At 68.4% G+C, this 26,244-nt stretch carries 29 protein-coding genes and 2 tRNA genes; 17 read left to right on the top strand and 14 right to left on the bottom strand.

The window, feature by feature from the left end; genetic code table 11:
• Window positions 1-279 (top strand): transposase (locus C996_RS13820; RefSeq protein ID WP_038035781.1); only part of this gene is annotated, 279 nt, incomplete at its 5' end.
• Window positions 280-517: 238 nt separating this feature from the next.
• Here the strand turns inward: C996_RS13820 and C996_RS0112070 are convergent.
• From C996_RS0112070 to C996_RS0112050, 5 genes are all read right to left on the bottom strand, one after another.
• Window positions 518-1,867 (bottom strand): DegQ family serine endoprotease, encoded by a 1,350-nt coding sequence (locus tag C996_RS0112070; protein WP_018867693.1) that lies wholly within the window; start codon window positions 1,865-1,867, stop codon window positions 518-520.
• Window positions 1,868-1,895: 28 nt separating this feature from the next.
• Window positions 1,896-2,816, bottom strand: coding sequence for a DnaJ C-terminal domain-containing protein (locus C996_RS0112065; RefSeq protein WP_018867692.1), 921 nt, complete (start codon window positions 2,814-2,816; stop codon window positions 1,896-1,898).
• 211 nt (window positions 2,817-3,027) lie between these two features.
• Window positions 3,028-3,459, bottom strand: coding sequence for an Hsp20/alpha crystallin family protein (locus C996_RS0112060; protein WP_018867691.1), 432 nt, complete (start codon window positions 3,457-3,459; stop codon window positions 3,028-3,030).
• 88 nt (window positions 3,460-3,547) lie between these two features.
• Window positions 3,548-3,769 (bottom strand): DUF2835 family protein, encoded by a 222-nt coding sequence (locus C996_RS0112055; RefSeq protein WP_018867690.1) that lies wholly within the window; start codon window positions 3,767-3,769, stop codon window positions 3,548-3,550.
• 3 nt (window positions 3,770-3,772) lie between these two features.
• Window positions 3,773-4,636: a YicC/YloC family endoribonuclease gene (locus C996_RS0112050; protein WP_018867689.1), complete on the bottom strand. Its 864-nt coding sequence runs from the start codon at window positions 4,634-4,636 to the stop codon at window positions 3,773-3,775.
• An 84-nt stretch (window positions 4,637-4,720) separates the two neighbouring features.
• Between C996_RS0112050 and rph the strand changes: the two genes are divergently transcribed.
• The 5 genes from rph to C996_RS0112025 all read left to right on the top strand — a co-directional run bounded on the left by rph (window position 4,721) and on the right by C996_RS0112025 (window position 8,047).
• Window positions 4,721-5,440 carry a ribonuclease PH gene (gene rph / locus C996_RS0112045; protein ID WP_026279309.1) on the top strand — a complete coding sequence of 240 codons (720 nt, stop codon included), beginning with the start codon at window positions 4,721-4,723 and terminating at the stop codon, window positions 5,438-5,440.
• A gap of 2 nt (window positions 5,441-5,442) precedes the next feature.
• Window positions 5,443-6,063, top strand: coding sequence for an RdgB/HAM1 family non-canonical purine NTP pyrophosphatase (rdgB, locus tag C996_RS0112040; protein ID WP_018867687.1), 621 nt, complete (start codon window positions 5,443-5,445; stop codon window positions 6,061-6,063).
• Window positions 6,064-6,339: 276 nt separating this feature from the next.
• Window positions 6,340-7,608 carry a radical SAM family heme chaperone HemW gene (hemW, locus tag C996_RS0112035; RefSeq protein WP_026279308.1) on the top strand — a complete coding sequence of 423 codons (1,269 nt, stop codon included), beginning with the start codon at window positions 6,340-6,342 and terminating at the stop codon, window positions 7,606-7,608.
• Window positions 7,608-7,802 (top strand): CPXCG motif-containing cysteine-rich protein, encoded by a 195-nt coding sequence (locus tag C996_RS0112030; RefSeq protein ID WP_026279307.1) that lies wholly within the window; start codon window positions 7,608-7,610, stop codon window positions 7,800-7,802. Before hemW ends, C996_RS0112030 begins: the two co-directional genes overlap by 1 nt.
• Window positions 7,799-8,047, top strand: a complete 249-nt coding sequence (locus C996_RS0112025; protein WP_018867684.1) for a transcriptional antiterminator, Rof — start codon at window positions 7,799-7,801, stop codon at window positions 8,045-8,047. The genes C996_RS0112030 and C996_RS0112025 overlap by 4 nt, the downstream gene beginning before the upstream one ends.
• 493 nt (window positions 8,048-8,540) lie before the next feature.
• On the opposite strand, the gene rho is transcribed toward C996_RS0112025, so the two are convergent.
• The gene (gene rho / locus C996_RS0112020; protein ID WP_018867683.1) at window positions 8,541-9,800 is read right to left on the bottom strand and encodes a transcription termination factor Rho; all 1,260 of its coding nucleotides are present in this window, start codon (window positions 9,798-9,800) and stop codon (window positions 8,541-8,543) included.
• A 189-nt stretch (window positions 9,801-9,989) separates the two neighbouring features.
• Window positions 9,990-10,316, bottom strand: a complete 327-nt coding sequence (trxA, locus tag C996_RS0112015; protein ID WP_018867682.1) for a thioredoxin TrxA — start codon at window positions 10,314-10,316, stop codon at window positions 9,990-9,992.
• 114 nt (window positions 10,317-10,430) lie between these two features.
• Here trxA and C996_RS0112010 point away from each other — a divergent pair, with 114 nt between their 5' ends.
• A complete protein-coding gene (locus C996_RS0112010; protein ID WP_018867681.1) occupies window positions 10,431-11,717 on the top strand; it encodes a DEAD/DEAH box helicase in 1,287 nt (428 codons plus the stop codon).
• Between the two features lie 32 nt (window positions 11,718-11,749).
• Here C996_RS0112010 and C996_RS0112005 read toward each other — a convergent pair.
• The 3 genes from C996_RS0112005 to C996_RS0111995 all read right to left on the bottom strand — a co-directional run bounded on the left by C996_RS0112005 (window position 11,750) and on the right by C996_RS0111995 (window position 12,503).
• A tRNA-Thr gene (locus C996_RS0112005) sits at window positions 11,750-11,825 on the bottom strand.
• A 63-nt stretch (window positions 11,826-11,888) separates the two neighbouring features.
• Window positions 11,889-12,326: a Fur family transcriptional regulator gene (locus C996_RS0112000; RefSeq protein ID WP_018867680.1), complete on the bottom strand. Its 438-nt coding sequence runs from the start codon at window positions 12,324-12,326 to the stop codon at window positions 11,889-11,891.
• 103 nt (window positions 12,327-12,429) lie between these two features.
• Window positions 12,430-12,503: transfer RNA gene (locus tag C996_RS0111995), tRNA-Gly, on the bottom strand.
• Window positions 12,504-12,569: 66 nt separating this feature from the next.
• Here C996_RS0111995 and thiS point away from each other — a divergent pair.
• The 3 genes from thiS to trmB are packed head-to-tail and all read left to right on the top strand — an operon-like array spanning window position 12,570 to window position 14,357.
• Window positions 12,570-12,776, top strand: coding sequence for a sulfur carrier protein ThiS (thiS, locus tag C996_RS0111990; protein ID WP_018867679.1), 207 nt, complete (start codon window positions 12,570-12,572; stop codon window positions 12,774-12,776).
• Between the two features lie 43 nt (window positions 12,777-12,819).
• Window positions 12,820-13,626, top strand: coding sequence for a thiazole synthase (locus C996_RS0111985; RefSeq protein WP_018867678.1), 807 nt, complete (start codon window positions 12,820-12,822; stop codon window positions 13,624-13,626).
• A gap of 2 nt (window positions 13,627-13,628) precedes the next feature.
• Entirely contained in the window at window positions 13,629-14,357 is a 729-nt protein-coding gene (gene trmB, locus C996_RS0111980) for a tRNA (guanosine(46)-N7)-methyltransferase TrmB (RefSeq protein WP_018867677.1), read from the top strand.
• Between the two features lie 21 nt (window positions 14,358-14,378).
• Here trmB and C996_RS0111975 read toward each other — a convergent pair whose 3' ends face one another.
• Complete coding sequence (locus C996_RS0111975; RefSeq protein ID WP_018867676.1) at window positions 14,379-15,239, bottom strand: universal stress protein; 861 nt, start codon at window positions 15,237-15,239, stop codon at window positions 14,379-14,381.
• Between the two features lie 254 nt (window positions 15,240-15,493).
• Between C996_RS0111975 and C996_RS0111970 the strand changes: the two genes are divergently transcribed.
• From C996_RS0111970 to C996_RS0111940, 7 genes are all read left to right on the top strand, one after another.
• The gene (locus C996_RS0111970; protein ID WP_018867675.1) at window positions 15,494-17,332 is read left to right on the top strand and encodes an SLC13 family permease; all 1,839 of its coding nucleotides are present in this window, start codon (window positions 15,494-15,496) and stop codon (window positions 17,330-17,332) included.
• Window positions 17,333-17,380: 48 nt separating this feature from the next.
• The gene (locus tag C996_RS0111965; protein WP_018867674.1) at window positions 17,381-18,271 is read left to right on the top strand and encodes a phosphoribulokinase; all 891 of its coding nucleotides are present in this window, start codon (window positions 17,381-17,383) and stop codon (window positions 18,269-18,271) included.
• Window positions 18,272-18,405: 134 nt separating this feature from the next.
• Window positions 18,406-18,864, top strand: coding sequence for a hypothetical protein (locus C996_RS0111960; protein WP_018867673.1), 459 nt, complete (start codon window positions 18,406-18,408; stop codon window positions 18,862-18,864).
• Window positions 18,861-19,991 carry an FIST C-terminal domain-containing protein gene (locus C996_RS0111955; RefSeq protein ID WP_018867672.1) on the top strand — a complete coding sequence of 377 codons (1,131 nt, stop codon included), beginning with the start codon at window positions 18,861-18,863 and terminating at the stop codon, window positions 19,989-19,991. Before C996_RS0111960 ends, C996_RS0111955 begins: the two co-directional genes overlap by 4 nt.
• Window positions 19,992-20,008: 17 nt before the next feature.
• Window positions 20,009-21,043 (top strand): NADP(H)-dependent aldo-keto reductase, encoded by a 1,035-nt coding sequence (locus tag C996_RS0111950; RefSeq protein ID WP_018867671.1) that lies wholly within the window; start codon window positions 20,009-20,011, stop codon window positions 21,041-21,043.
• A 10-nt stretch (window positions 21,044-21,053) separates the two neighbouring features.
• Window positions 21,054-21,836 carry a TatD family hydrolase gene (locus C996_RS0111945; RefSeq protein WP_018867670.1) on the top strand — a complete coding sequence of 261 codons (783 nt, stop codon included), beginning with the start codon at window positions 21,054-21,056 and terminating at the stop codon, window positions 21,834-21,836.
• Complete coding sequence (locus C996_RS0111940; RefSeq protein WP_018867669.1) at window positions 21,833-22,573, top strand: ThiF family adenylyltransferase; 741 nt, start codon at window positions 21,833-21,835, stop codon at window positions 22,571-22,573. The genes C996_RS0111945 and C996_RS0111940 overlap by 4 nt, the downstream gene beginning before the upstream one ends.
• Before the next feature lie 154 nt (window positions 22,574-22,727).
• Here the strand turns inward: C996_RS0111940 and C996_RS0111935 are convergent, their stop codons facing one another.
• The 3 genes from C996_RS0111935 to glyS are packed head-to-tail and all read right to left on the bottom strand — an operon-like array spanning window position 22,728 to window position 26,205.
• Window positions 22,728-23,369, bottom strand: a complete 642-nt coding sequence (locus C996_RS0111935; RefSeq protein ID WP_018867668.1) for a hypothetical protein — start codon at window positions 23,367-23,369, stop codon at window positions 22,728-22,730.
• Entirely contained in the window at window positions 23,359-24,114 is a 756-nt protein-coding gene (locus C996_RS0111930; RefSeq protein ID WP_018867667.1) for a 1-acyl-sn-glycerol-3-phosphate acyltransferase, read from the bottom strand. Before C996_RS0111930 ends, C996_RS0111935 begins: the two co-directional genes overlap by 11 nt.
• A gap of 9 nt (window positions 24,115-24,123) precedes the next feature.
• A complete protein-coding gene (gene glyS, locus C996_RS0111925) occupies window positions 24,124-26,205 on the bottom strand; it encodes a glycine--tRNA ligase subunit beta (RefSeq protein WP_018867666.1) in 2,082 nt (693 codons plus the stop codon).
• Between the last annotated feature and the right edge of the window lie 39 nt (window positions 26,206-26,244).

Below are 26,244 nucleotides of genomic sequence, written 5' to 3'. Positions count from 1 at the left end.
CTGGGGCTGGATGTCCGCATCCGCGACTCCGGCACAAAACGGGGGCAGCGCAAACTCACCAAACAGGGCGATCCAGAGTTGCGACGGCTGCTCTACCTGGCCGCGATGCAGGCCAAGTCCACACCCGCCTGGAGCGACTACTACCAGCGCTGCCTGGACCGTGGCCTGGCGACGACCCAGGCGCTGAATGCCTTGGCTCGCAAGCTGGCCCGCGTCGCCTTCGCCCTGATGAACAATCAGACCGATTACCAACCTAAGACCCCTTGTGGAGAGACATAGAATCTCCTACAGGGGTGGGCCAGGGCCTCGGGATTCCCGCTCGCATACGTCCCTACACCCTCGTCATCCCGGCCGCAGCGAAGCGGAGAACCGGGGTGACGAGACATGGGGGTTGCGCGATGGAAGCATTCTTGTGGGAGCGGGCTTGCCCGCGAAGCCCCCGCCCGCGTCCGGCTTTGGCAGGAGCATTCGCGGGCAAGCCCGCTCCCACAAAAGCCCTCGCCGGTAGTGATCACACCTACCTCAGGGTGAGGTAGAGGGTCTGGTTGCCGCGGCGCAGCTGCAGTTCCAGGGTCTGGTGGGCGGCCAGTTGCTGCGGCAGGTCGGCCAGGCGCTCGATGCGCTGGCGGTTGATCGCCAGCAGCACGTCGCCGGGGCGCAGGCCGGCCCGCGCCCCGGCGGTGCCGGGCTCCACCGCGATGACCGCCACGCGGCTGCGACCGTCGTTTCCTGTGGTCTCGGACAGGCGTACGCCGTCGAGCCGCGGGTGGATGGCCGCCCCCTCGATGCGCCGCTCTTCCGGGCGATCCAGTCGCGCGACGATCTGCCGTTCCGTCCCGTCGCGCAGGATGTCCAGATCCACCTCGGACCCGGCGCGCAGCAGGCCCAGGCGGTTGCGCAGGTCGCTCGCGCTGCGCACCGTCTGGCCGTCCACCCGCAGGACGATGTCGCCGTGGGCCAGGCCGGCGCGCTCGGCGGCCGAGCCGCGCACCACGCGGGTGATCACGGCGCCCTGCGAGAGGTCCAGACCGAAGGCCTGGGCCAGCGCCGGGGTGAGGTCCTGCATCTCCACGCCCAGCGCGCCGCGCTCGACCCGACCTTCGGCCAGCAGGTGCTCCTGGATCTGGCTGGCCATGTTGGCGGGAATCGCGAAGCCGATGCCGATGTTGCCGCCGCCCCGCGCGAGGATGGCGGTGTTGATGCCGACCAGTTCGCCGCGCAGGTTGACCAGCGCCCCGCCGGAGTTGCCCGGGTTGATGGAGGCATCGGTCTGGATGAAGTCCTCGAAGCCGGCGCCACCCAGGCCGCTGCGGCCCAGGGCGCTGACGATGCCGCTGGTTACGGTCTGACCGAGCCCGAAGGGGTTGCCGATGGCAACCACGAAGTCGCCCACGCGCAGGGCGTCGGAGTCGGCCAGCGGGATCGCCTGCAGGTCCTCCGCGTCGATGCGGATCACGGCGACATCGGTGGCCGGGTCGGTGCCTACCACCTCGGCCTCGTACTGGCGGCCGTCAAAGAGCGTGACCAGGATGGTGTCGGCGCGGGCGATCACGTGGCTGTTGGTCAGGATGGTGCCCGCCCCGGCATCCACGATGACCCCGGAGCCCAGGCCCTGGCGCTCGCGTTCACGCGAACGCTCGGGGACATCGAAGAAGCGGCGGAAGAAGGGATCGTCGAACAGTGGGCTGACCGATTCCACCACGCGGGCGCGGGTGGCGATATTGACCACGCCGGGGATGGTGCGTTCGAGCATCGGTGCCAGCGATGGCAGCGGCTGGCCGTCCACCGCGGCCGGTAGCTGGGCGGTGGCCGGTGCGGCCCCGAGCAGGGTCAGGGCCAGGATCAGGAGGGGAACAAGCCGACGCATGGGCGCTCCTCGAACGGGGTTCCGGTTATCAGGGCGCCAGATTGGCGCGCGGGGCGAAGGACGACTTCTCGGCCATCTTGCGGTACCAGTCGCCGGCCTCTTCCTCCGGCGGCACCTGCACCATCAGCTTCAGGTAGAGATCCCCCGGCGGCTTGCCCGGCAGGCCCTTGCCCTTCAGGCGCATCTGCTTGCCCGACTGCGAGCCGGCCGGAACCTTCAGATTGACCCAGCCATGCGGCGTGGGGACCTCGATGGTCGCGCCCAGCGCGGCCTCCCAGGGCGTGATCGGGATCTCGCGGTAGAGATTGCGGCCGTCCAGGGTGTAGCGGCTGTCCGGCTTGACCCGGATCTCCAGCAGCAGGTCGCCGGCGCCGCCACTGCCGACCCCCGGGTCGCCCTGACCGCGCACGCGCAGGCGCGAGCCGTCCCGGGCCCCGGCGGGGATGCGTACACGCTGTACCCGGCCCTCGGCATCGTTGACCGACACCTCGGTGCCCTTGAGCGCCTGGTCCAGAGTGATCTCCACCCGGCCCTCGCGGTCGGCCCCGCGCATGTTGAAGCCGGCCCCGCCCGCACGGCGGCGACCACCGCCCATGCCGCCGCCACCAAAGATGGAGTCGAAGAAGTCCGAGAAGCCGCCGAAGTCGGCCCCGGCTCCGGCGCCCCCGCGGGCCCCGCCGTGCTGGCTCCAGCCGTCCCAGCCGGGCGGCGGGCGGAAGTCCTGGCCCTGGCGCCAGTTGGAGCCGAGCTGGTCGTAGGCCTTGCGCTTTTCCGGATCGCCCAGGGCCTCGTAGGCCTCATTGACCTCCTTGATGCGGGTCTCGGCGTCCGGGTCCTTGCTGACATCCGGATGGTACTTGCGCGCCAGCTTGCGGTAGGCCTTCTTGATCTCGTCCTGGCTGGCGTCGCGGCTCACACCGAGGATCTTGTAGTAGTCCTTGTATTCCATTGCGTTCCTCGAACGATTGCGTCCTCGGGTGACACCCGGATCCCGCCTGCGGTCATGGCGATCATGATAGCCGGGATGCGGCTGTCACCCAGGGAGACACGAAACCGCGCCTCCTCGGGGCCTAAAAAACCGGGCGCCACCACGGGAACCCCCGGGGCAGCGCCCATGTTGCGCCCGGTCAGGGATATCCTGCCGGGCCGGTGGGGCCGGATCAGCTCTCGATCTGGATCCGGCGCGGCTGCACGCGGGCCTGCTTCGGAATGCGCACCTCCAGCACGCCGTTCTCGCTGCGCGCGGAGATGTTCTCGGCGTCGGCTGTATCCGGCAGCGAGAAGCGGCGGAAGAAGGTGCCACGCACGCGTTCGATGCGCTTGTAGCCGTTCTTCTCCTCTTCGCTGTCGTGCTTGCGTTCGCCGCGCAGGGTCAGCACGCCGTTCTCCATGTGCAGCTCGATATCCTTCGGGTCCACCCCGGGGATATCGGCATGCAGCACGTAGGCATCGGTCTCTTCGCGGATATCCACCGCGGGGGCCCAGTCGGAGGTCGCGGCGGAGTCCTCGGTGCCGGGCATGTCCGGCATGCGACCGAGTTCGCGCGACAGTTGGCCGAGCAGGCTGAACGGTTCGTAACGGGTCATGGTCATGGCGTTCCCTCCTTGTGCGGGTGTCATCTGACTCACCCATAGACGTAGGGACACATCCCGCGTTTTCAAGGGCCTGGGGGCAAACCCGTTACGCGAGACGGCGAAACTCGCGCAGCTTGTAATCGTCGTCGGTGACCAGCTCGAACACGCCGTGTACCCCGCGCTGATCCAGGTGGCTGCGCAGCAGCCGGGCGGGGAATTGCACGCTCTCGCCGCTGTCGGCCTGGGCGAAGACCACTGCGGCGCGACCCGTGTAGTAGTCCTCCATTTCCTGGCGCGAGATGGCCAGACGCAGGCGAAACCGGCGCATGGGCTATTCCAGGTTCTGCACCTGCTCGCGCAGCTGCTCGATCAGGACCTTCATCTCCACGGTGGCGCGGGTGATCTCCAGGTCATGCGACTTCGACGAGATGGTGTTGGCCTCGCGGTTGAACTCCTGCATCAGGAAGTCGAGCCGCCGCCCGCTGGGGCCGCCCTGATCCAGGACCTCGTGCACGGCCGCCACATGGCCGTCGATGCGGTCCAGCTCCTCGGCAATGTCCATGCGCTGGGCCAGCAGGGCGACTTCCTGCTCCAGACGCTTCGGATCCAGATTCAGGTCCAGCTCGTGAATCCGGGCGAGGATGCGGCCGCGTTGCTCGTCCAGCATCGGCTGGCGCCGCGCGCGAATCGCCCGGGCGTGCTCGGCGAGTGCGTCCAGGCGCGAGCGCATGCCGTCGGCCAGGGCCGCGCCCTCGATCGTGCGCATCGTGACCAGGGCCTCCAGCGCGTCGTCGAAGCCCGCCAGCAGGGGCTGCGCGAGGCTCTCGCCGACATCGGCGTTGCCCTGGAGCACACCCGGCCAGCGCAGGACGTCCAGCGGCGAGACCGGCGCCGGGTTCGGCATCATGCGCTCGATGGAGGCGCAGGCCCCGATCAGCGCCCGGACGCGCTCGTGATCGAAGGCTTCCGGGGCGTTGTCGGCCTGGCCACGGTCGCGCAGGACCGCATCCACCTTGCCGCGCGCCAGGCGGGCCTTCAGGCGGCTGCGCACCTCGGCCTCCAGCGAACGCAGGTGATCGGGAAGATGGATACGCAGCTCGAGATAGCGGTGGTTGACGCTCTTCAGCTCCCAGTCGAACACGCCCGCGTCCAGGCTCATCGCGTGCCGGGAGAATCCGGTCATACTGGTGATCATGCGTCCCTCCATGGTGATCCCTGCTGCGTGTGGCGGTGGCGGCCCGTATACTGCGCCCCACTCAAATCTAGCAAGGATCACAGCATGCGACCCAGTGGCCGAACAGCCGACGCGATGCGCCCCGTGCGTTTTACCCGCCATTTCACCCGCCACGCGGAGGGTTCCGTACTGGTGGAGTTCGGGGACACCCGGGTGCTGTGCAACGCCACGGTGGAGTCGCGCGTGCCGCCGTGGCTGAAGAACAAGGGCCGCGGCTGGGTCACCGCCGAATACAGCATGCTGCCGCGTTCCACCCATGACCGCATGGTGCGCGAGGCCGCGCGCGGAAAGCTGGGCGGCCGCACCATGGAGATCCAGCGCCTGATCGGCCGCTCGCTGCGCGCGGTGGTGGACCTGGAGGCCATGGGCGAGCGCCAGATCATCGTCGACTGCGACGTGATCCAGGCCGATGGTGGCACCCGCACCGCCTCCATCAGCGGGGCCTACGTGGCGCTGCACGACGCCATCCGCAAGGCGCGCGAGCAGGGCCTGATCCGCAAGGATCCGCTGCACGGCCAGGTCGCCGCGATCTCGGTGGGCATCTGCGGCGGTGAACCAGTACTCGACCTCGACTACGATGAGGACTCGCAGGCCGAGACCGACCTGAACCTGGTGATGAACGAGGCCGGGGGCGTGATCGAGATCCAGGGCACGGCCGAGGGCCACGCCTTCCGCCGCGACGAGCTGGACCAGATGCTGGACCTGGGCGAGAAGGGCATCCAGGAAATCTGCGAGGCCCAGCGCGCCGTGCTGGCCGAGGGCTGATCATGGGCGAGCCGCGCCGTGTCGTCCTGGCCACCGGCAACCCCGGCAAGCTGCGCGAGATCCGCGCCCTGCTGGAACCGCTGGGGCTGGCGGTCGAGGCACAGTCCGAGCACGCCGTGCCCGAGGCCGACGAGACCGGCCTGACGTTCGTGGAGAACGCGATCCTCAAGGCGCGTAACGCCGCCCGCCACACCGGGCTTCCGGCGATTGCCGACGACTCCGGGCTGGAGGTCGATGCCCTGCACGGCCAGCCGGGGATCTACTCCGCGCGCTATGCCGGCCCCGATGGCGACGACGCGGCCAATAACGCCAAGCTGCTGGAGGCACTGGCCGGCGTACCGCCGGAACAGCGCGGCGCACGGTTCCGCGCGGTCGTGGTGTACCTGGAGCATGCCGAGGATCCGGCGCCGATCATCGCCCAGGGGGTGTGGCCCGGGCGCATCGCGGAACAGGCCAGCGGCGCCGAGGGCTTTGGCTACGACCCCCTGTTCTTCGTGCCCCAGGAGGGCTGCACCTCGGCCGAACTGCCCCCGGAGACCAAGAACCGCCTGAGCCATCGCGGTCAGGCCCTGCAAGAACTCGGGGGCGCCCTGCGCGAGCGCATGGGCAACCCGCCGGCCTGACATCCCGCACCGCCCGGCACCGGGGCCACCCGGAGAGATCGCCACGGCGCTGCGCGCCTCGCGATGACGGGGACTTCCCGTCGTTGCGAGGCCCCACAGGGGCCGTGGCAACCTCCTGACGACACCCCGGCGCATGTTCGGACCCGCGTCGGGGTCAGGCCGGGGAGATCGCCACGCGCCTGCGGCGCTCGCGATGACTGTGCTTCCTGTCCCCGTCATCGCGAGGCGCGCAGCGCTGTGGCGGTCGGCAGGGGACCACCGGCGCGCAAGGCCGCAATGGCGGGACTGGGTCCTTTCGACGCCACCCGCCCCCTCGCCTATGCTTCGCACATGACTGCCGCATTGACCCATCCGCCGCCCCTGGCGCTGTATGTGCACCTGCCCTGGTGCGTGCGCAAGTGCCCGTACTGCGACTTCAACTCGCACGAGCCGCGCGGCGAGCCGCCCTTCGATGACTACGTGGACGCGCTGCTGCGCGACCTGGAAGGCCAGCTACCGGATATCTGGGGCCGGCGGCTGGAGAGCGTCTTCATTGGCGGCGGCACCCCCAGCCTGTTCCCGCCGGAGGCGCTGGATGTGCTGCTTTCCGGCCTGCGCGCCCGGCTGCCGCTGCGACCGGACTGCGAGGTAACGCTGGAGGCCAACCCCGGGACCGCCGACCGCGCCTACTTCCGCGGCTACCGCGAGGCGGGGGTCAACCGGCTGTCGCTGGGCATCCAGAGCTTCGACGACGCGATGCTCGCGCGCCTGGGGCGCATCCACGGTGCGGCGGAGGCCCTGAGCGCGGTGGAGCATGCCCGTGCCGCCGGCTTCGAGGCGATCAACCTGGACCTGATGTTCGGTCTGCCGGGGCAGTCGGTCGCGGCCGGGATCGCGGATCTGCAGGCGGCGATCGAGCAGGACCCGGGACATATCTCCTGGTATCAACTGACCCTGGAACCGAACACCCTGTTCGCGGCACGCCCGCCCGAGCTGCCGGAGGATGCGACGATCGAGGAATTGTTTGCCCGCGGCCAGTCCCATCTGGCGGCGGCTGGCTATACTCGATACGAGGTATCCGCCTATGCACGTCCGGGGCAGGAATGTCGGCACAACCGCAACTACTGGACCTTCGGCGATTACCTCGGCATCGGGGCCGGGGCCCACGGCAAGCTGACGCAGGTCCATCAGGGCGCGATCCTGCGCCGCATGAAGCCGCGCCAGCCCGAGGCCTGGCTGGCCGCGCCGCAGGCGCACAAGGATCAGGCCGTGGACACGGCGGAGCGGCCTTTCGAGTTCCTGCTGAACGCGCTGCGGCTGGTGGAGGGCGTGCCGGCGGCGAGCTTCGAGGCGCGCTGCGGCCTGCCACTGGCGATGCTGGAACCCGCACTTTCGGAACTGCGCGCGGACGGGCTGCTGGTCGCGGATCCGGAACGGCTGCAGGCCACGGAACGGGGCCTGGCGTTTCTCAACAACGTGCTGGAACGTTTTCTTCCGGAAGGGACACCGCAGGACTCGGTTGCCACGCCGATCGCCTGGCCCGCGCGCCGGGAGGAGGGTCGATGATGCGTCCCGTCGAGTTTGTCGGTTTTGCCTGCCCCTGGTGCGGCGAGCCCGGCGAGACCACGGTGGACATGGTCAGTAACGACCGCGAGTGGATCGAGGACTGCGCGGTGTGCTGTGCCCCGATCGTGTTCCGCCGCGAGGATGCCGGCGACGAGGAGATCCCGCGCATCGAGGCCCGACGGGAGGGCGAGTGAGCGAAGCGCCGCCCTATACCCCGATTGCCTGCGAGCGCTACTCCGAGCTGGAGCTGGCGATCGTGCGCGGGCAGTTTCTGCGCACGCACTGGCGGCGCGGCGAGATGGACCGGATCGCGATCGTGCGCCCGCTGGACCTGCGCACCCGGCGCGGTGCCGAATACCTGATCCTGCGCGACACCGCGGGCCGCCGGCAGTGGTGGCGCCTGGACCGCCTGATCAGCTTCGAACCCGTCTCGGGCTGAACACCAAAAGGCAACCTACAGGAAGGCATAAAGACGGGAAGAACGGATCAAAATGGGCCTGTAACAGCCTCCGACGATGGGCCGACCCATGAGGCCTCGGCCCTGCCCGGATACCCCTGAAACCTTCTGTTCTTCGAACCTTCCTGTGAACCGCCCTTGCCTTTCGAGGCAGAGGCGGCCACGGCGGGGCGCAGCGTGGGAAACACTGATTAATGTGCCCGCTCGCGTTGGCACCCCAGGTTTTCCGAGACAAGGCGCGGTGCGTAGCCGGTAGTGGTTCTACCGGCAAGGGCCGCAACGCAGGATCGGGGAACCTGGGGTGCCAACCCCACAAATCATTGAAAGCAGGGGCTCGGCCGCCCGTTGTTATCAAAAACGGGCGCGCGCACGGCGTTGCGGCTCCCTTGTGCAGAGTGACTGCACGGCAGTCACCGCGCCTTGTTCGCACGCAAAAGCGACTCGAGCGCGAGCGGGCACATTAATCAGTGTTTCCCTAGCTGCGCTTCATCTGGTCGAAGAATTCGGAATTGGTCTTGGACGACTGCATGCGGCCGAGCAGGAATTCCATGGCCTCGATGTCGTCCATGCCGTGCAGGAACTTGCGCAGGATCCAGAGCTTTTGCAGCTCGTCCGGGGCGGTCAGCAGTTCCTCGCGGCGGGTGCCGGAGCGGTTCACGTTGATCGCCGGGTAGATGCGCTTCTCGGCGATGCGGCGTTCCAGGTGCACCTCCATGTTGCCGGTGCCCTTGAACTCTTCGTAGATCACTTCGTCCATCTTGGAGCCAGTATCCACCAGCGCGGTGGCGAGGATGGTCAGGCTGCCGCCCTCTTCCACGTTGCGCGCGGCGCCGAAGAAGCGCTTCGGGCGATGCAGGGCGTTGGCGTCCACGCCGCCGGTCAGCACCTTGCCGGAGCTCGGCGCCACGGTGTTGTAGGCGCGCGCCAGGCGGGTGATGGAGTCCAGCAGGATGACGACGTCGCGCTTGTGCTCGACCAGCCGCTTGGCCTTCTCGATCACCATCTCGGCGACCTGCACATGGCGCTGGGCCGGCTCGTCGAAGGTGGAGGAGACGACCTCGCCCTGGACCATGCGGTCCATCTCGGTGACCTCCTCCGGGCGCTCGTCGATCAGCAGCACGATCAGGTAGCACTCGGGGTAGTTGGCGGCGATGCTCTGCGCGATGTTCTGCAGCATCAGCGTCTTGCCCGCCTTGGGCGGAGAGACGATCAGGCCGCGCTGGCCCTTGCCGAACGGCGCGACGATGTCGATCACGCGGGCGGTGATGTCCTCTGTGGAACCGTTACCGCGCTCCATGCGCATGCGCTCGTTGGCATGCAGGGGGGTCAGGTTCTCGAACAGCACCTTGTGCTTGGCGTTCTCCGGCGGCTCGAAGTTGATCTCCGAGACCTTCAGCAGCGCGAAGTAGCGCTCGTTGTCCTTGGGCGGGCGGATCTTGCCGGAGATGGTGTCCCCGGTGCGCAGGCCGAAGCGGCGGATCTGGCTGGGCGAGACGTAGACGTCGTCCGGGCCGGCCTGGTAGGAGCTGTCGGCGCTGCGCAGAAAGCCGAAGCCGTCCGAGAGGATCTCGAGGACGCCGTCGCCGTAGATGGCCTCGCCGCTCTTGGCGTGGGCCTTGAGCAGGGCAAAGATGATCTCCTGCTTGCGCGCGCGGGACATGTTCTCGATGCCCTTTTCTTCGGCGAAGGCCACGAGATCGGCAGCGGACATCCGCTTCAATTCGGTCAGATTCATGCGTGGGGTGCTGTATTCAACGTGGATGATCGGCGACCGGGGGTGGCCGCACGGATTGACTGGAAGGAGGCAGGGAATGGCCTGGCGGCCACTCGAACTCGTTCGATGGTAAGCGAGGCGGCGGCGCGGGGCAAGCCCGGCGAAGCCATGCGCCTGCTGGGCCTGGCGGCGGACCGCCAGGCGCGGATATTACAGGTGCTGGTCCAGGAACGCGGTCAGCTGCGACTTGGACAGGGCACCGACCTTGGTGGCCTCGACATCGCCGCCCTTGAACAGCATGAGCGTCGGGATCCCGCGGATGCCAAACTTCGGCGGCGTGGACGGGTTCTCGTCGATGTTCAGCTTGGCGACCTTGACCTTGCCGGCGTATTCTTCGGCGATTTCGTCCAGAATGGGCGCGATCATCTTGCAGGGACCGCACCACTCGGCCCAGTAGTCCACCAGGACGGGCTGGTCGGCCTTCAGGACGTCCTCGTCGAAACCGGCGTCCGATGTGTAAACAATTTTGTCGCTCACTCCGAGCCCTCATGACTTGGGTTGGGGGAACAGCCCGCACCGCCGGCTGCTCGGCCTTACTATCGACGATCAGCGCCGGACAGTTCAAGTAACAGGCAGCACCCGAGGAACCCGATGACCGAAACCGTCCAGGACACGCCCCGCTTCGACCAGCTCGATCTGCCCGAACCCGTCCAGGCGGGCATCCGCGCCACCGGTTTCGAGACCTGCACCCCGATCCAGGCACAGACATTGCCGATCGCCCTGGCCGGGCGCGACGTCGCCGGCCAGGCGCAGACCGGGACCGGCAAGACCGCGGCCTTCCTGATCGCGACCTTCAACCGGCTGCTGCGCCAGGCGCCCTCGCCGAACCGCCGCCCCACGGACGTGCGCGCCCTGATCCTGGCGCCGACCCGCGAACTGGCCATCCAGATCCACAAGGATGCCGAGTCGCTGGGCGCGGAGACGGGGCTGAAGCTGGCCCTGGCCTACGGCGGCACCGGCTACGACACGCAGCGCGAGCAGCTCGAGGCCGGGGCGGACATCCTGATCGGGACACCGGGGCGCATCATCGACTACTTCAAACAGAAGGTCTTCGGCCTCAAATACACCGAAGTGGTGGTGCTGGACGAGGCCGACCGCATGTTCGATCTCGGCTTTATCAAGGATGTGCGCTTCCTGATGCGCCGCTGCGCACCCCCCGGCGAGCGCCTGTCCATGCTGTTCTCGGCCACGCTGTCCTACCGCGTGATGGAGCTGGCCTTCGAGCACATGAACAACCCGGAGAAGGTCCAGGTCGAGGCCGAGACCCTGACCGCGGACCGCGTGCGCCAGGTGATCTACTACCCGGCCAACGACGAGAAGATCCCGCTGCTGCTAGGGCTCGCGCGTGACCTGGAGCCCGAGCGCGCGATCGTGTTCGTGAACACCAAGCATGGCGCCGAGAAGGTCTGCGACTGGCTGAACGCGAACGCGCAGAAGGCCGCGCTGCTGTCGGGGGACGTGCCGCAGCGCAAGCGCCAGACCCTGCTGGAACAGTTCGCCACCGGAGAGTACCGCTTTCTGGTGGCGACCGATGTCGCCGCGCGCGGGCTGCACATCCCCGCGGTCAGTCACGTCTTCAACTTTGACCTGCCGCAGTCCGGCGAGGATTACGTGCACCGCATCGGGCGCACGGCCCGCGCCGGCGCCGAGGGCGACGCGATCAGCTTCGGCTGCGAGGACTCGGCCTTCTACCTGCCGGACATCGAGAGCTATCTGGGCGAGCGCATCCCCACCGCGAGCGTCGACCCCGAGCGGCTGTTCCAGGATGCCGTGAAACCGAAGCCGCGTCCGCGCAAGCCGCGCGACGATCGGCGCGGAGGTGGCCGGGGTGGCCCGCGCTCCGGCGGCGGTCGCCCGCAGCGCGGCGGCCGAAACTGACGCAGACGCGCCGCACCGGGCGCAGGGGAAAATGGTGCCGGCGAGAGGAGTCGAACCTCCGACCTATCGATTACGAATCGATTGCTCTACCAACTGAGCTACACCGGCGAAGCGCGACATGATAGCGGGGGCCGGGATCGACCACAATCCGGCGGGGCCGGACGACCGGATTCAGGAGCGCCGGCTGCCCACACGAATGACGACATCCACACCCTGCAGTTCCTTGCCTTCCGGCAGCGGGGGCAGGTCGGAGATGTCGATCCGCGCCGGGTCCACGTCTTCCAGTTCCCCGGTATCGGTATGGAACAGGTGGTGGTGCGGATTCAGGTTGGAGTCGTAGAACAGCTTCGCGGGGTCGATCAGGACCTCGCGTACCAGGCCCTTCTCGGCGAACAGGTTCAGGGTGTTGTAGACCGTGGCCTTGGAGACCCGCGAGGAATGCCGCACCAACTGCGCGAGGATCTGCTCGGCGCTGAGGTGCTGATGGCGGGCGAACATCACGCGGGCAATCTCGACGCGCTGCTCGGTCGGGGAAATCGCATGTTCGCGCAGGAGCTCGCGCGCCGCGTCGACCGACAGCAGATCCGGATTGTGGGAGTCGATGTTCATGATTCCGAAGATATAACAGGGCTCTGGAGCAAGTCCATATCCCGCCCCGGAGACAGGTCAAGGCGATCGATACGGCCGGGAAGCCTGATAGAATACGAAAAGATGGAGCGGGTGATGGGAATCGAACCCACATTAAGAGCTTGGGAAGCTCCCGTTCTACCATTGAACTACACCCGCTTGAGCCGGCGATTGTAGGCCTTGTCGGCCTCCGGCTCAACGGTCCTGAACGCCGGACGACGAACCATGCAGATCCAGCTGAACGGCGAACCCTTCGAGCTCCCCGACGATCGCGAGGCCACGCTGGCCACGCTGATCGAGGCACGCGGCCTCGGTGGCCGGCGCCTGGCAGTGGAGGTCAACGAGGAGCTGGTGCCGCGCAGCGAACACGCCGCGCACCCACTGTATCCCGGCGATCGCGTGGAGATCGTGCAGGCGATTGGGGGCGGATGAGTCCGAGCCCCCGTCCGTAACTACATTCAACGAAGGAATTACCATGACCGAACCGGCCGCCGCGTCTGCCGACGATCTCTTCCGCGTGGGCTCGCGCGAGTTCACCTCCCGCCTGCTGGTGGGCACCGGCAAGTATCGCGACCTGGACCAGACCCGCGATGCCATCGAGGCCAGCGGCGCGGAGATCGTGACCGTCGCCATCCGCCGCACCAACATCGGCCAGAATCCGGACGAACCCAACCTGCTGGACGTGATCTCGCCGGAGCGCTACACGCTGCTGCCGAACACGGCCGGCTGCTTTACCGCCGAGGACGCGGTCCGCACCTGCCGCCTGGCACGCGAGCTGCTGGACGGGCACAACCTGGTGAAACTGGAGGTGCTGGGCGACGAGAAGACCCTGTACCCGGACGTCTTCGAGACCGTAAAGGCCGCCGAGACCCTGGTCGCCGAGGGCTTCGACGTAATGGTCTACACCACCGACGACCCGCTGCTGGCGAAGCGCCTGGAAGAGATCGGCTGCCTGGCGATCATGCCGCTGGCCGCGCCGATCGGCTCCGGACTGGGCATCCAGAACCGCTACAACATCCGCGAGATCGTCGAAAACGCCACGGTCCCCGTGCTGGTGGATGCCGGCGTCGGTACCGCATCGGATGCCGCCATCGCGATGGAGCTGGGCTGTGACGGCGTCCTGATGAACACCGCCATCGCCGCCGCCGACAACCCGGTGATGATGGCCTCGGCCATGCGCCACGCGATCATCGGCGGGCGCCAGGCCTTCCTTGCCGGGCGCATGGCGCCACGCCGCTACGCCTCGGCCTCCTCGCCGCAGACCGGCCTGTTCTTCAGCTGAACATGGACGAAACGATCGATTCCGCTTCCGACGGCAGACCGTTCTACCGGCGCATACGCAGTTTCGTGCGCCGCGAGGGCCGGCTGACGCCGGGCCAGCAGCGCGCGCTGGACGAACTGCTGCCGCGCTTCGGCCTGCAGCTCCCGGAGCCTGCCGCGCCGCTGGATCTGGCAGAGGTGTTCGGGCGCACGGCACCGGTCACGCTGGAGATCGGCTTCGGCGACGGCGAGAGCCTGGCCGAGCAGGCGGAACAGCAGCCGGAACGTGACTTCATCGGCACCGAGGTGCACCGGCCCGGGGTCGGGCATCTGCTGCGCGAGGTGGAACAGCGCGGGCTGACCAATGTGCGCGTCAGCGACGCCGATGCGGTGGAACTGCTGGAGCACTATCTGGCGCCGGGCAGCCTGGACTGCGTACAGGTGTTCTTCCCCGACCCCTGGCACAAGAAGCGCCACCACAAGCGGCGCCTGATCCAGCCGGCCTTCGTGCGCCATCTGGCGACGCGTATCCGGCCGGGCGGGCGGCTGCACCTGGCCACCGACTGGGCCGAGTACGCCGAGCACATGATCGCGGTGATGCAGGAATGCGCGCCGTGGTTCGCGCCAGACGGCCCGGTTCCGGCCCCGGGTCGGCCACCGGAACGCCCGGTGACGAAGTTCGAGCGCCGCGGGGTCGGCCGCGGCCATCAGGTCGCCGATCTGCTCTACCGGCGGACGAACGAACCCGCCTGAGGCCTCAGGGAAACGCTGATTTCAGGGTTTCCCTGAGGCGTTCTTGACCACCAGCACCGGGCACTCGGCCCCGCCGATCACGCGCTCGGAGACACTACCCATCAGCAGGCGCTTGAGGCCGGTGCGGCCATGGCTGCCGAGCACGATCAGGTCGCGCTGGTCGCGCCGGGCGATCTCCACCAGCGCGAGCTCCGGCCGGCCTTCCTCGGTGGTGGCATCCGCCTTCCGGCCCTGCTCGCGCGCCTCGCCCTGCAGGCGCTGAACCGCCTCCACGCCCTCCTGGCGGCGCTCGTCGCTCTGGCCCGGTACCGCCACCGTGGCGATCGTCAGGGGCAGGTCGCAGTAACCCGCCAGCTCGATCGCGGCCCGTACCGCCTGGTCGCCCAGGTCGGAGCCGTCGGTCCCGACCAGCAGCCCGCGGTGCGGGGCCTCGGCACCGCGCGGGACGACCATCACGTTGCAGGGCGCCAGACCGATTACCTTGCGCGTGGCGTCGCCCACCATCAGGCGTGACAGATCGCCCCGGTCACGCCGGCCGATCACGATCAGGCCGGCCTTGTACTCCTCGGCAATGGCGACGATCTCCTGATGCCGGTCGACCCCGTGGCGCAGGATCATCGAGGCGTCGATGCCCGCCTCGCGGGCGCGCTTCTCCAGCGCATCCAGATCGGCCTGGCCGGCCACGCTCGCCTCGTGGCTGCGCGGCGGCGACAGGGCGTCGTGCTGGGTGTCCGTGGGAATGATGCGGGCGACCACCAGGCGCGCGCCGCAGCGCTGCGCCAGGTCCAGCGCCACATTCTCGGCGGCTACGCTGAATTCGGAACCATCCGTCGCCAGGACAATGGTCTCGAAACGGCACAGCGGGGCATCGGATTCGGACATGCGGGGTCTCCACCTGGACTTTTTGCTCAGCATAACCGACATGCCGGCAAACGCCAGCACGGCGAGTGCCATGGCGCAGCCATCCACGGCGCGTTTTTTGCGTCCGTGCCCGCGGGATGAAATAATCCCGCGCTTTCAAGGGAAAGGCGGAACCCGTTTCCTCCGACCCGCCTCGGCGCCCGCGCCCGGCGCGCGTCCCCTTCGGCTTCCGGCCACGCGCCGTCCGGCGCGGGTCTTCAGGACACGACTGGAACATGGAAAACCTTACGCTGACCACCGAGATGATCGTGGTGCTCGCGCTGCTCGCGTTCACGATCTTCCTGTTTGTATCCGAAATCATCCGGGTGGACCTCGCGGCCATTTCGGTGATGGTGCTGCTGGGCCTGCTGACGCTGGTGCCGGGCCTCGGGATGCTGGTCGGCCAGGAGGAACTGTTCAGCGGCTTTGCCTCCAACGCGGTGATCTCGATCATCGCGGTGATGATTATCGGCGCCGGCCTGGACAAGACCGGCGTGATGCACAAGGTCGCGGCGTTCATCATGCGGGTGGGCGGCACCACGGAGAAGAGCATCATCCCGACGGTCTCCGGCACGGTCGGCGTGATCTCCAGCTTCATGCAGAACATCGGCGCCGCCGCGCTGTTCATGCCGGTGATGAGCCGCATCTCCAACCGCCTGAACATCCCGCTGTCGCGCCTCCTGATGCCGATGGGCTTCGCGGCGATCGTGGGCGGCACCATCACCCTGGTCGGCTCCAGCCCGCTGATCCTGCTGAACGACCTGCTGCCCTCCGACATGGAGCCGTTCCAGCTGTTCGACGTGACCCCGATCGGCCTGGCCCTGCTGGCCACGGCGATCATCTATTTCGTGCTGCTGGGGCGTTTCGTCCTGCCCTCGGTCAAGACCAAGTCGGCGCAGCGCGAGAACGCGCAGGACTACTTCCAGCGCGTGTACGGCCTGTCCTACGAGATCCACGAGCTGTTCGTCCCGGAAAACGACCCAATGGTCGGGCGCACGGTGGCCGAGATCGAACGCGAGACCGGCATCGCGATCGTCGGGACCTACGTCCGCGACGAGCTGCGCATGGCGCCGTGGACCGGCTACGAGATTCAGGCCAACTCGCATCTGGCGGTGCTGGCCAGCCCCGCGCGGATGGAAAAGCTGTGCGAGGGCACGCGCAAGCGCCCCTCGACGAATCTGGACGTGTTCGCCAACGCCCTGGACAGCGGACGTTCCGGGGTCGCCGAGGTGGCGATCGCGCCGGGCTCGAACCTGGCGGGCAAGACCGTGACCGAGCTGGCCATGCGCCAGACCTACGGGCTGTCGGTGATGCGCATCCAGCGCGGCAACGAGACCTATGGCGAGGGCCTGCGCGACATCCCGCTGGAACCGGGCGACATCCTGGTGGTGCACTGCACCTGGGAATCCCTGGCGCGCCTGGAACAGGATCGCGACTTCGTGGTGATCACCTCGGACTACCCGCACGAGGAACTGCGCCCGTCCAAGGTGCCGCATGCCCTGTTCTTCCTGGCGTTGACCGTGGGCCTGATCGTGTTCACCGACCTGATGCTGTCGGTGGCCCTGCTGACCGGCGCGCTGGGCATGATCCTGACCGGCGTGATCAGCCTCGACAGTGCCTATCGCGCGGTAAGCTGGAAGACGGTGTTCCTGCTCGCCTCGCTGATCCCGCTGGGGATGGCGGTGGAGAACACCGGTACCGCGGCATGGATCGCGCAGAACACGCTCGAGATGCTGGGGACCGTGCCGCCCTGGGTGCTGCAGGCGACGATCTTCGCGCTGGCCACGTTCTTCACTCTGGTCATGTCCAACGTCGGCGCGACCGTGCTGCTGGTGCCGCTGGCGATCAACTTCGCGATCGCCGCGCAGGCCGCGGGCATGGACGCCGACCCGCGCGTGTTCGCGCTGACCGTCGCGATCGCGACCTCGAATTCCTTCCTGATCCCGACCCACCAGGTGAACGCCCTGATCATGGGCCCCGGCGGCTACCGGGTGAAGGACTATATGAAGGCCGGCGGCATCATGACCATCCTGTTCGCCGTGGTCGCCATGTTCATGCTCAATCTGATTTTCTAGGCTTTCTTTCAACGACCTTTGTGCAACCCGTTTGCAAGGAGAAATCCCATGTCCCAGAAGCATCCCGTGATTGCGGTGACCGGTTCCTCGGGTGCCGGCACCTCCACCGTCAAGCGCTCCTTCGAGTCGATCTTCCGTCGCGAGCAGATCAACCCGGTCGTGATCGAGGGCGACAGCTTCCATCGCTATGACCGCAAGGCGATGAAGGAGGCCATGCAGAAGGCCGCGGACGAGGGCAATCACCACTTCTCGCACTTTGGCCCGGAGGCCAACCTGTTCGATCGCATCGAGGGCCTGTTCAAGACCTACGGCGAGACCGGCCAGGGCGAGAAGCGCTACTACCTGCATTCCGACGAGGAAGCCGCGCAGCACAACGAGCGCCTGGGCACCAACCTGGGCCCGGGCGAGTTCACCCCCTGGGAAGAGATCCAGCCGGGCACCGACCTGATGTTCTACGAGGGCCTGCACGGCCTGGTCGTTGACGGTAACGTGAACGCCGCGCAGCACGTGGACCTGGGCATCGGCGTGGTGCCGATCGTGAACCTCGAGTGGATCCAGAAGATCTTCCGCGACAACGCCGAGCGCGGGTATTCCGCCGAGGCCATCGTGGACACGATCCTGCGCCGCATGCCGGACTACGTGAACTACATCACCCCGCAGTTCGGCTACACCGACATCAACTTCCAGCGCGTGCCGACCGTGGACACCTCCAACCCGTTCATCGCCCGTGCGGTCCCGACCCCGGACGAGTCCATGGTGGTGATCAGCTTCAAGGACCCGACGAAGTTCGGCATCGACTTCCCTTACCTGCTGAACATGATCCCGGACTCCTTCATGTCCAACCCCAAAACCCTGGTGGTCCCGGGCGGGAAGATGAGCTTCGCGATGGAGGTCATCCTCGGCCCGATCATCCACGACATGCTGTCGCGTCGCGGCTGATTTGCCGGGAGGCGCCCGCCCGGCGTCTCCCCGGCTCCCGGGAAGTTCCCCAGCCCCGCTCCGGCGGGGCTTTTTTCGTTTCGGGCCCGCCATTCCGCTAGGATTCAGGCTTTAACGGACAGGACGGAGTAGGCGTGTTCGGACTCTTCGGGCCGCGGCCGGCCCAGCAGATGGAGCGCTTTCGCGGCCGCTACACCGGTCGCTCGCTGATCGTTCACCAGGGCTTCACCGGCGACTGGCTGGAGGAGCTCCTGAAGCAGCCGGGCGGCGGCGGGCACTTCCGCATCGACAGCCGCCCGCTGCCACGACGGCGGCCGAGCCCCGTGGAGTGGCTGGTGCAGACCCATATCCTGCCACTGGAGCTGCCGCAGCCCCTGTTTCTCGACGTGCGCGAGGACGCCATCCTGGTCCGTCACCTGATGCGCGGGGACCACGCGGTGCATCCCTCGGAAATCGCCTGGTTCCTGGAAGAACTGGACACCCGCCACCACGCCCGTCTGGTCTTCACCGAAGACGGCGGCCTGAACGCGCACCCCGGCCTGCCGGTCGACGACAACGAGGCCCTCAGCATGCTGGAGCAACTCGGTTTATGACCAATGCCTTTCGCAGTGCCACCGCCCGCGGCGAGGAACCCCGGGCCCTGGCCGACGCCCTGATCGCCGAGCTGGGCGAACAGCCGCCGCGCGCCGGGGATCAGGTGCGTGTCGGTTTCATCTACCTCTCCGATGCGCTCAGCCGCCACGCCCGCACCCTGCTGAAACACCTGCGCGAGGGGCTGGGGGTGGATCACTTCGTCGGCGGCATGGCCATGGCCGTGATCGGCCCGCACGACGAGCTCTACGAACAGACCGGCGCGACCCTGATGATCGGCGAGTTTCCGGCCGCCAGCGTCCGCGTGATCTATCACCCGGTGCGCGGCTTCGACGAGCTCGTGAAGGAACTCGACGGGTTCCTCGACCCGCAGACCCCGGGCCGGCTGATCCTCAACGCCGACCCGCGCATGGAAGGGCTGGAGGGCATCCTGACCGAGATCGGCGAGCGCACCGCCTGGTTCGCGACCGGCGGCGTCAACTCCGGGGACGACGGCGTGGTGCAGATCGCCGACGGCGTCGCCGCCTCCGGCATCACCGGGCTGGCGCTGCGCGACGATGTCGCGATCGCCGCACGCCACAGCCAGGGCTGCACGCCACTCCCGGGCCAGCACGAGCTGACCGAGACCTGGCGCAATATTATCGTGCGCCTGGACGGCCAGCAGGCCCTGCCGGCGTTCAAGGGCATCATCGGCGATGTGCTGTCGCGCGACCTGGAGCGGGCGCTGGGCTACATCCTGGTGGGCTTTCCGATCCCGGGGTCGGACACCGGCGACTACCGCGTGCGCAACATCATCGGGATCGACCTGGACCAGCAGGTGCTGGCCGTCGGCGAGATGCTCGAGCCGGGCTCGCAGATCCTGTTCGTGCGCCGCGACGGCCAGGCGGCCATCGAGGACCTCGAGCGCATGCTGGAGCAGATCCGCGCCCAGGCGCCCAACGGGATTCGCGGCGCGATCTATGTCTCCTGCGTGGGGCGCGGGCGCCACCAGTTCGCCCAGGAAGGCACGGAACTGGGCATCGTGCAGAAACACCTGGGCGACGTGCCCCTGGTCGGCTTCTTCGCCAACGGCGAGATCTTCGCCAACCGCCTGTACGGCTATACCGGGGTCCTGACCCTGTTCACCTGAACCGCCAAGGGGACCGCATGCAATACCGCAAACTGGGACGCACCGAGATCGAGGTCAGCCTGATTGGCCTGGGCACCATGACCTGGGGCGAGCAGAACACCGAGGCCGAGGCCCACGAGCAGCTGGACTACGCCCTCGACCAGGGCGTAAACCTGATCGATGCCGCCGAGATGTACCCGGTCCCGCCGCGCGCGGAGACCCAGGGCCTGACCGAGAGCTACATCGGCAACTGGCTGGCCAAGCGCGGCAACCGCGATCAGGTGGTGCTGGCCAGCAAGGTCGCCGGCCCCGGCATGATCGACTACCTGCGCGGCGGTCCGCAGCTGAATCGCGAACACATCGAGCAGGCCCTGAACGACAGCCTCCGGCGCCTGCAGACCGACTACCTGGATCTGTACCAGGTCCACTGGCCGGCGCGCGCCACCAACTTCTTCGGCCAGCTCGGCTACGCCCACAAGCCGGATGATGCCGCGACCCCGATCGAGGAGACCGCGGCGGCACTGAAGGCGGTGGTCGAGAGCGGCCGCGTGCGCACCATCGGCATCTCGAATGAGACCCCGTGGGGCTTCATGGAGTGGATCCGCGCCCATGACCGTGGCCTGTCCGAGCGCATCGTCTCCATCCAGAACCCCTACAACCTCCTCAACCGCAGCTTCGAGGCCGGGCTGGCCGAGATGGCCATCCGCGAGGATGCCGGCCTGCTGGCCTACTCGCCGCTGGCCTTCGGCATGCTCTCCGGCAAGTACCTGGACGGGGCAAAGCCTGCGGGGGCACGCCTGACGCTGTTCGAGCGCTTCCAGCGCTACAGCAACGAATCCGGCCTGGCCGCCACCGCGGAGTACGCACGTCTGGCGCACGAACATGGCCTGACCCCGTCCCAGCTGGCGCTGGCCTTCGTCAACCAGCAGCCCTTCGTGACCAGCAACCTGATCGGGGCGACCACCATGGAGCAGCTGCGCGAGAACATCGCGACCGTGGACATCACCCTGTCCGACGCCGTGCTGGAGGCCATCGAGGCCATCCACGACCGCTATACCTACCCCTGTCCGTAGGCCACCCCCCATGAACCTGATCGATACGCATGTCCACCTGGACCTGGACGCGTTCGATCCGGATCGCCCGGCCGTGCTGGACCGCGCCCGCGCCGCCGGGGTTCAGGAGCTGGTCCTGCCCGGCGTTACGCGGGCACGCTGGCCGGACCTGGAGGCCCTGTACCGCCAGCACGCGGGCCTGCATGTCGCCTACGGCCTGCACCCGATCTTCCTGCAGGACCATGCGGACGCGGACCTCGACGCCCTGGAGGCCTGGCTGGACACGCACCCCGAGACCATTGCGGTCGGCGAGATCGGGCTGGACGGCTATCAGGAGGGTCTCGACTGGGACCGCCAGTGGCGGTTCTACACGCGGCAACTGGCCATCGCGCGCGAACGCGACCTGCCGGTGATCATCCACAGCCGGCGCGCGCTGGACGCGGTGCTGAAGGGCCTGCGCCAGCAACCAGGCCTGACCGGCATCCTGCATGCGTTCATCGGAAGCCCGCAGCAGGCCCGCCAGGCGGCCGACCTGGGCTTCTGCCTGGGCATCGGCGGCCCGGTGACCTTCGAGCGGGCGAAGAAGCTGCACCGTGTGGTGCGCGACGCGGCGCTGGAGGCCCTGGTGGTGGAGACCGATGCGCCCGATCAGCCCCTGGCCGGACATCAGGGTGAGCGCAACGAACCGGCGATGACGGCCGAGGTCAATCGCCGGCTCGCGGCCCTGCGGGACATGGATCCCGAAGAGATGGCTATAATCACGTCACAAAACGCACGCCGGGTCCTCCGGCTTCCGACCGGTCCCGACGCATGAGTCCCGCCGCCCCCCACAATCCCTACACCGAACGGACCGACCTGCTGCTGGGGCACGAGGTTGCGGCCGGCCTGCGGGACCGGCATGTGTTCATCGCCGGTCTCGGCGGGGTCGGCAGCTACGCCGCCGAGGCCATCGCCCGCGCCGGCGTCGGTCGCATGACCCTGGCGGATCACGACGTGGTGGGCGCCTCCAACCTGAATCGCCAGCTGGTCGCGCTGCGCTCCACCGTGGACCGACCCAAGACCGAGATCATGGCGAACCGCATCCACGACATCGATCCCGAAATCGAGCTCACGATCCGCCACGACTTCCTCCAGCCCGATACCGTCGGCGACCTGGTCCCGGAGGATGCCGACTTCGTGCTCGACGCGATCGACTCCATCGTCTGCAAGGCCGCGCTGGTCGCGACGGCCCAGGCGCGCGGGCAGGGCGTGATCTCGAGCATGGGGGCCGGCGGGCGCATCGACCCCACCGCCGTGCGCGTGGGGCCGCTGGCGGGGACGCGCGTGTGCCCGCTCGCGCGCCAGATGCGCAAGCGCCTGCGGCGCCTGGGCGCGCATCTCGACTACCCCGTGGTGTTCTCCATCGAACAGCCGCGCAAGGGCACCGAACACCGCCCGGTGGGGGACGGCGGCCGGCCGCGTTCGGTCAACGGCACGATCTCCTACCTGCCCGCGATCTTCGGCCTGACCGCCGCCGGCCACGTAATCCAGAGCCTGATCGCCCGCGCCTGACCGCCATACACGGCTCGCTCCGTGACCCCTGCAGCCACAGGTTCCGTCCTGCCCTGTGGGAGCTCAGCCCCCTGAGCGATACGGCGCGGCCCGACCTCATCGGCCAGAGGGCTGGCCTCCTACAGGCCAAGACAACCCAACCCCTACGAAGATGCTATTCGTCGAATACCGCCTCGATGCGGGCCTGGATGTGCTGGTCGGCGTCCGGGCCATACTGCGTGGTGGCGGGATCGAAGCGGTCGCAGAAGGCATAGGCAAACTTCAGGTCCTTCACGCCCAGGGCGCCGAACAGGCGCGCCTCGAAGGAATGGTCCTCCGGGTTCTGGGTCAGCGTGGGCCAGCCATCCGCCCCCGGGGCCAGCGCCGGGCCGAAGAACACCACGCCCGGCAGGTTCTTCAGGCGCAGGGCACAGGTGCCCTCGGTCACCCCGGCCATCGGCAGGAAATCGATGGTGCGCGAAAGGCGCTGCTTGCGGTTGAAGGCGATATCGACCTCGCCGCCGGCCGCGCGGATCGCCGGGGCCTCCGCCTCGAACGCCAGGGTCTCGAGGCCAGCCGCCCGCCAGGCCTCCAGGTCTTGTGCCCCATGGCGGCTGGGCAGGAACAGGTAGGCGGGCCTGGTGATGGCCCGGATCGCCGCCAGCAGGGGTTCCGAATACGCCGGCGCGTTGACCAGGATCCCGCCCAGTTCGAGGTCGTCGATCAGCCAGACCGCCGGCGAACCATCCCCGATGCGGTAAATGGTCCGGTCACGCAGTTCGACCAGCGGCGCGCTGATCACGGGTTCATTCGCCATGTGCGGGCTCCGATGACGGACGGGCGGGACGCGGCTCGATCCCGGCCATGGTGGTCTCGATCCATTCTTCGGCCTCGGCCAGCACCTCCACCGGCTTGCGCCCGGCGGTCTCGATCGGCGGGCCGATCACCACCTCGATGGTGCCGGGGTAGCGGCGGATGCCCTTCTTCGGCCAGAAGCTGCCACTGTTGAGCGCCACCGGCAGCACCGGGTAGCCGGTACGCGCGGCCAGCATCGCGCCGCCCTGACGGTAGCGCCCGTGTTCGCCCGGGGCCACGCGCGTGCCCTCGGGGAACACGATCACCCAGCGGCCCTCGTCGAGGCGCTGCCGGCCTTCGGTGACCAGATTCTCCAGCGCCTGGCGCCCGCCTTCGCGGTCGATTGGCACCGGATCGATCATCGCCAGCGTCCAGCCGAAGACCGGGATGCGCATCAGCTCGCGCTTGAGCACCCAGGTCTGCATCGGGAAGATCGCGACGAAGGCGACGGTCTCCCAGGCCGACTGATGCTTGGACAGCACCACATGCGGGCGCGACGCATCGATGTGTTCGGCGCCACGCACCCGGTAGTCCACGCCACAGGTGACCCGCAGCCACCAGACATTGAAGCGCCCCCACTGCGTCAGCACCCGGTAGCGGATGCGGCGCGAGAACGGCCAGATCAGCGGTGGCACCAGCACGCCGAAGACCAGCATCGAGCTGATGAACCCGAGCTGGAACAGCAGACCGCGGATCAGGGGCAGCATGCGGCGGCGCTATCCCGTGGCCAGGCGGCCGATGTCGGCCACGGTCTCGAACGCGCGGCGCAGTTCACGCAGCAGGGCCAGACGGTTGCGCCGCTCGGCGGCATCTTCGGCCATCACCATCACCTGGTCGAAGAAGGTATCGACGCGATCGCGCAGGCCCGCCAGCTCGCCCAGGGCGTGCAGGTAGTCACCATCGGCCACCGCCTGCTCGACGCCGGGACGCACCGCCTGCAGGCCCTGGTAAAGCTGACGCTCCTCGTCCAGCGCCAGGGCCTCCGGGTCGAGGTCGGCCTCGGCCTCCTCGCCGGCCTTGCGCAACAGGTTGTGGATGCGCTTGTTCGCCGCAGCCAGGGCCTCGGCCTCCGGGCGCTCGCGGAACAGGCTGACCGCGCGCACGCGGCGGACGAAGTCCAGCGGGGTATCGGGCGCGACCGCGGCCACTGCCTCGATGGTCTCGTGCGCCTGGCCCTGCTCCAGCAGGTAGCCGCGCAGGCGCTCCAGGATGTACTCGCGGACCGGCTCCACCGCCTGGTCGGCCTCCGGCACCCGTTCGCGGATCGGCTCCGCCGCGGCCTGCAGCAGCGGGGTCAGGGCCAGCGGCAGTTCGCGCTCGACCAGGATGCGCACCAGCCCCAGCGCGGCGCGGCGCAGGGCGAACGGGTCCTTGGTGCCGGTGGGCTGCTTGCCGATCGCGAAGATCCCGACCAGCGTATCCAGCCGGTCCGCCAGCGCCAGGGCCTGGGCCAGCGGGACGTCCGGCAGTTCGGAGCCGGACTGACGCGGCCAGTAGTGCTGCTCGATCGCGGCCGCAACCGCTTCGTCCTCGCGGTCGTGCAGGGCGTAGTAGCGGCCCATCGTGCCCTGCAGCTCGGTGAACTCGAACACCATCTGGGTCACCAGGTCGCACTTGGCCAGGCGCGCGGCGCGCGCGGCCAGCCCGGCATCCAGCCCCATCAGGCCGGCCAGGCGCTGCATCAGGGCCTCCAGCCGCACGGACTTGTCGCGCAGCGTGCCCAGGCGCTTCTCGAACACCACGGAGTCCAGCGCATCCAGCCGTTCCTCCAGACGCTTCTTGCGGTCCTGCTGCCAGAAGAACTCGGCATCGGCGAAGCGCGGGCGCAGCACGCGCTCGTTACCGTCGCGCACCGCATGCGGGTCCCGCGACTCGATGTTGCTGATGACGATGAAGTGCGGCTGCATGCGCCCGGCCTCGTCGACCACCGGGAAGTATTTCTGGTTGTCCTGCATGGTGGAGATCAACGCCTCCTGCGGGACATCCAGGAAACGCGGGTCGAAGCCGCCGGTCAGGGCCACCGGCCACTCTACCAGTGCGGTCACCTCGTCCAGCAGGTCGGCATCCACCAGTGCGCGCCCGCCCAGGGCCTTGGCCTGTTCGTGCACCTGGGCCAGGATGTTCTCGCGCCGCGCCTCGAACGACGGCTCGACAAAGCCGGGGCTGCGCAGCCGCTCGGCGTAGTCGTTGCCGCGCTTCAGCTCCAGCGCGCCGGGCTGGTGGAAGCGGTGACCATGCGTGGCCCGCCCGGCGGTCTGTTCCAGCACCGTCATCTCCAGCACCTCGGTCCCGTGCAGGACCACCAGCCAGTGCGCGGGGCGCACGAACTCGGTGCGGCTGCTGCCCCAGCGCATGCGCTTGGGCGTGGGCAGGGCTTCGAGCGCGGCCTCCAGCATCTCCGGCAGCAGCTCGCCGAGGGCGCGCCCCGGCTGCATCTGGCGAAAGACCAGGTATTCGCCCTTGTCGGTGGTCTCGCGCTCCAGGCGCTCGACCTCCACGCCGCAGGAGCGGGCAAAGCCCAACACCGCCTTGGTCGGCTCGCCGGCGTCATCGAAGGCGGCGGCCACAGCCGGGCCGCGACGCTCCTGCAACTGGTCCGGCTGCTGCCCCGGGACGTCCGGGAACAGCACCGCCAGCCGGCGCGGGGTGGCGAAGGTCTCGGGCACGCCCGGCTCCAGCCCGGCCTCGCTCAGCCGGTTGGCCAGACCCTCGGCCAGGGCATCACGCAGGCGCGGCAGGGCGGCGGGGGGCAACTCTTCGGTGCCCAGTTCGATCAGGAGTTCGCGGGCTTCAGCCATGTCGGGTCCGTGTCGGGTCCATCACGACCGCGCGCAAGG

This window comes from Thioalkalivibrio sp. ALE25 (genome assembly GCF_000377285.1).
In the GTDB taxonomy this organism is placed as follows: domain Bacteria; phylum Pseudomonadota; class Gammaproteobacteria; order Ectothiorhodospirales; family Ectothiorhodospiraceae; genus Thioalkalivibrio.
Note: the sequence above shows the minus strand (reverse complement) of the source record. Positions and strands in the feature narration are given on the sequence as shown.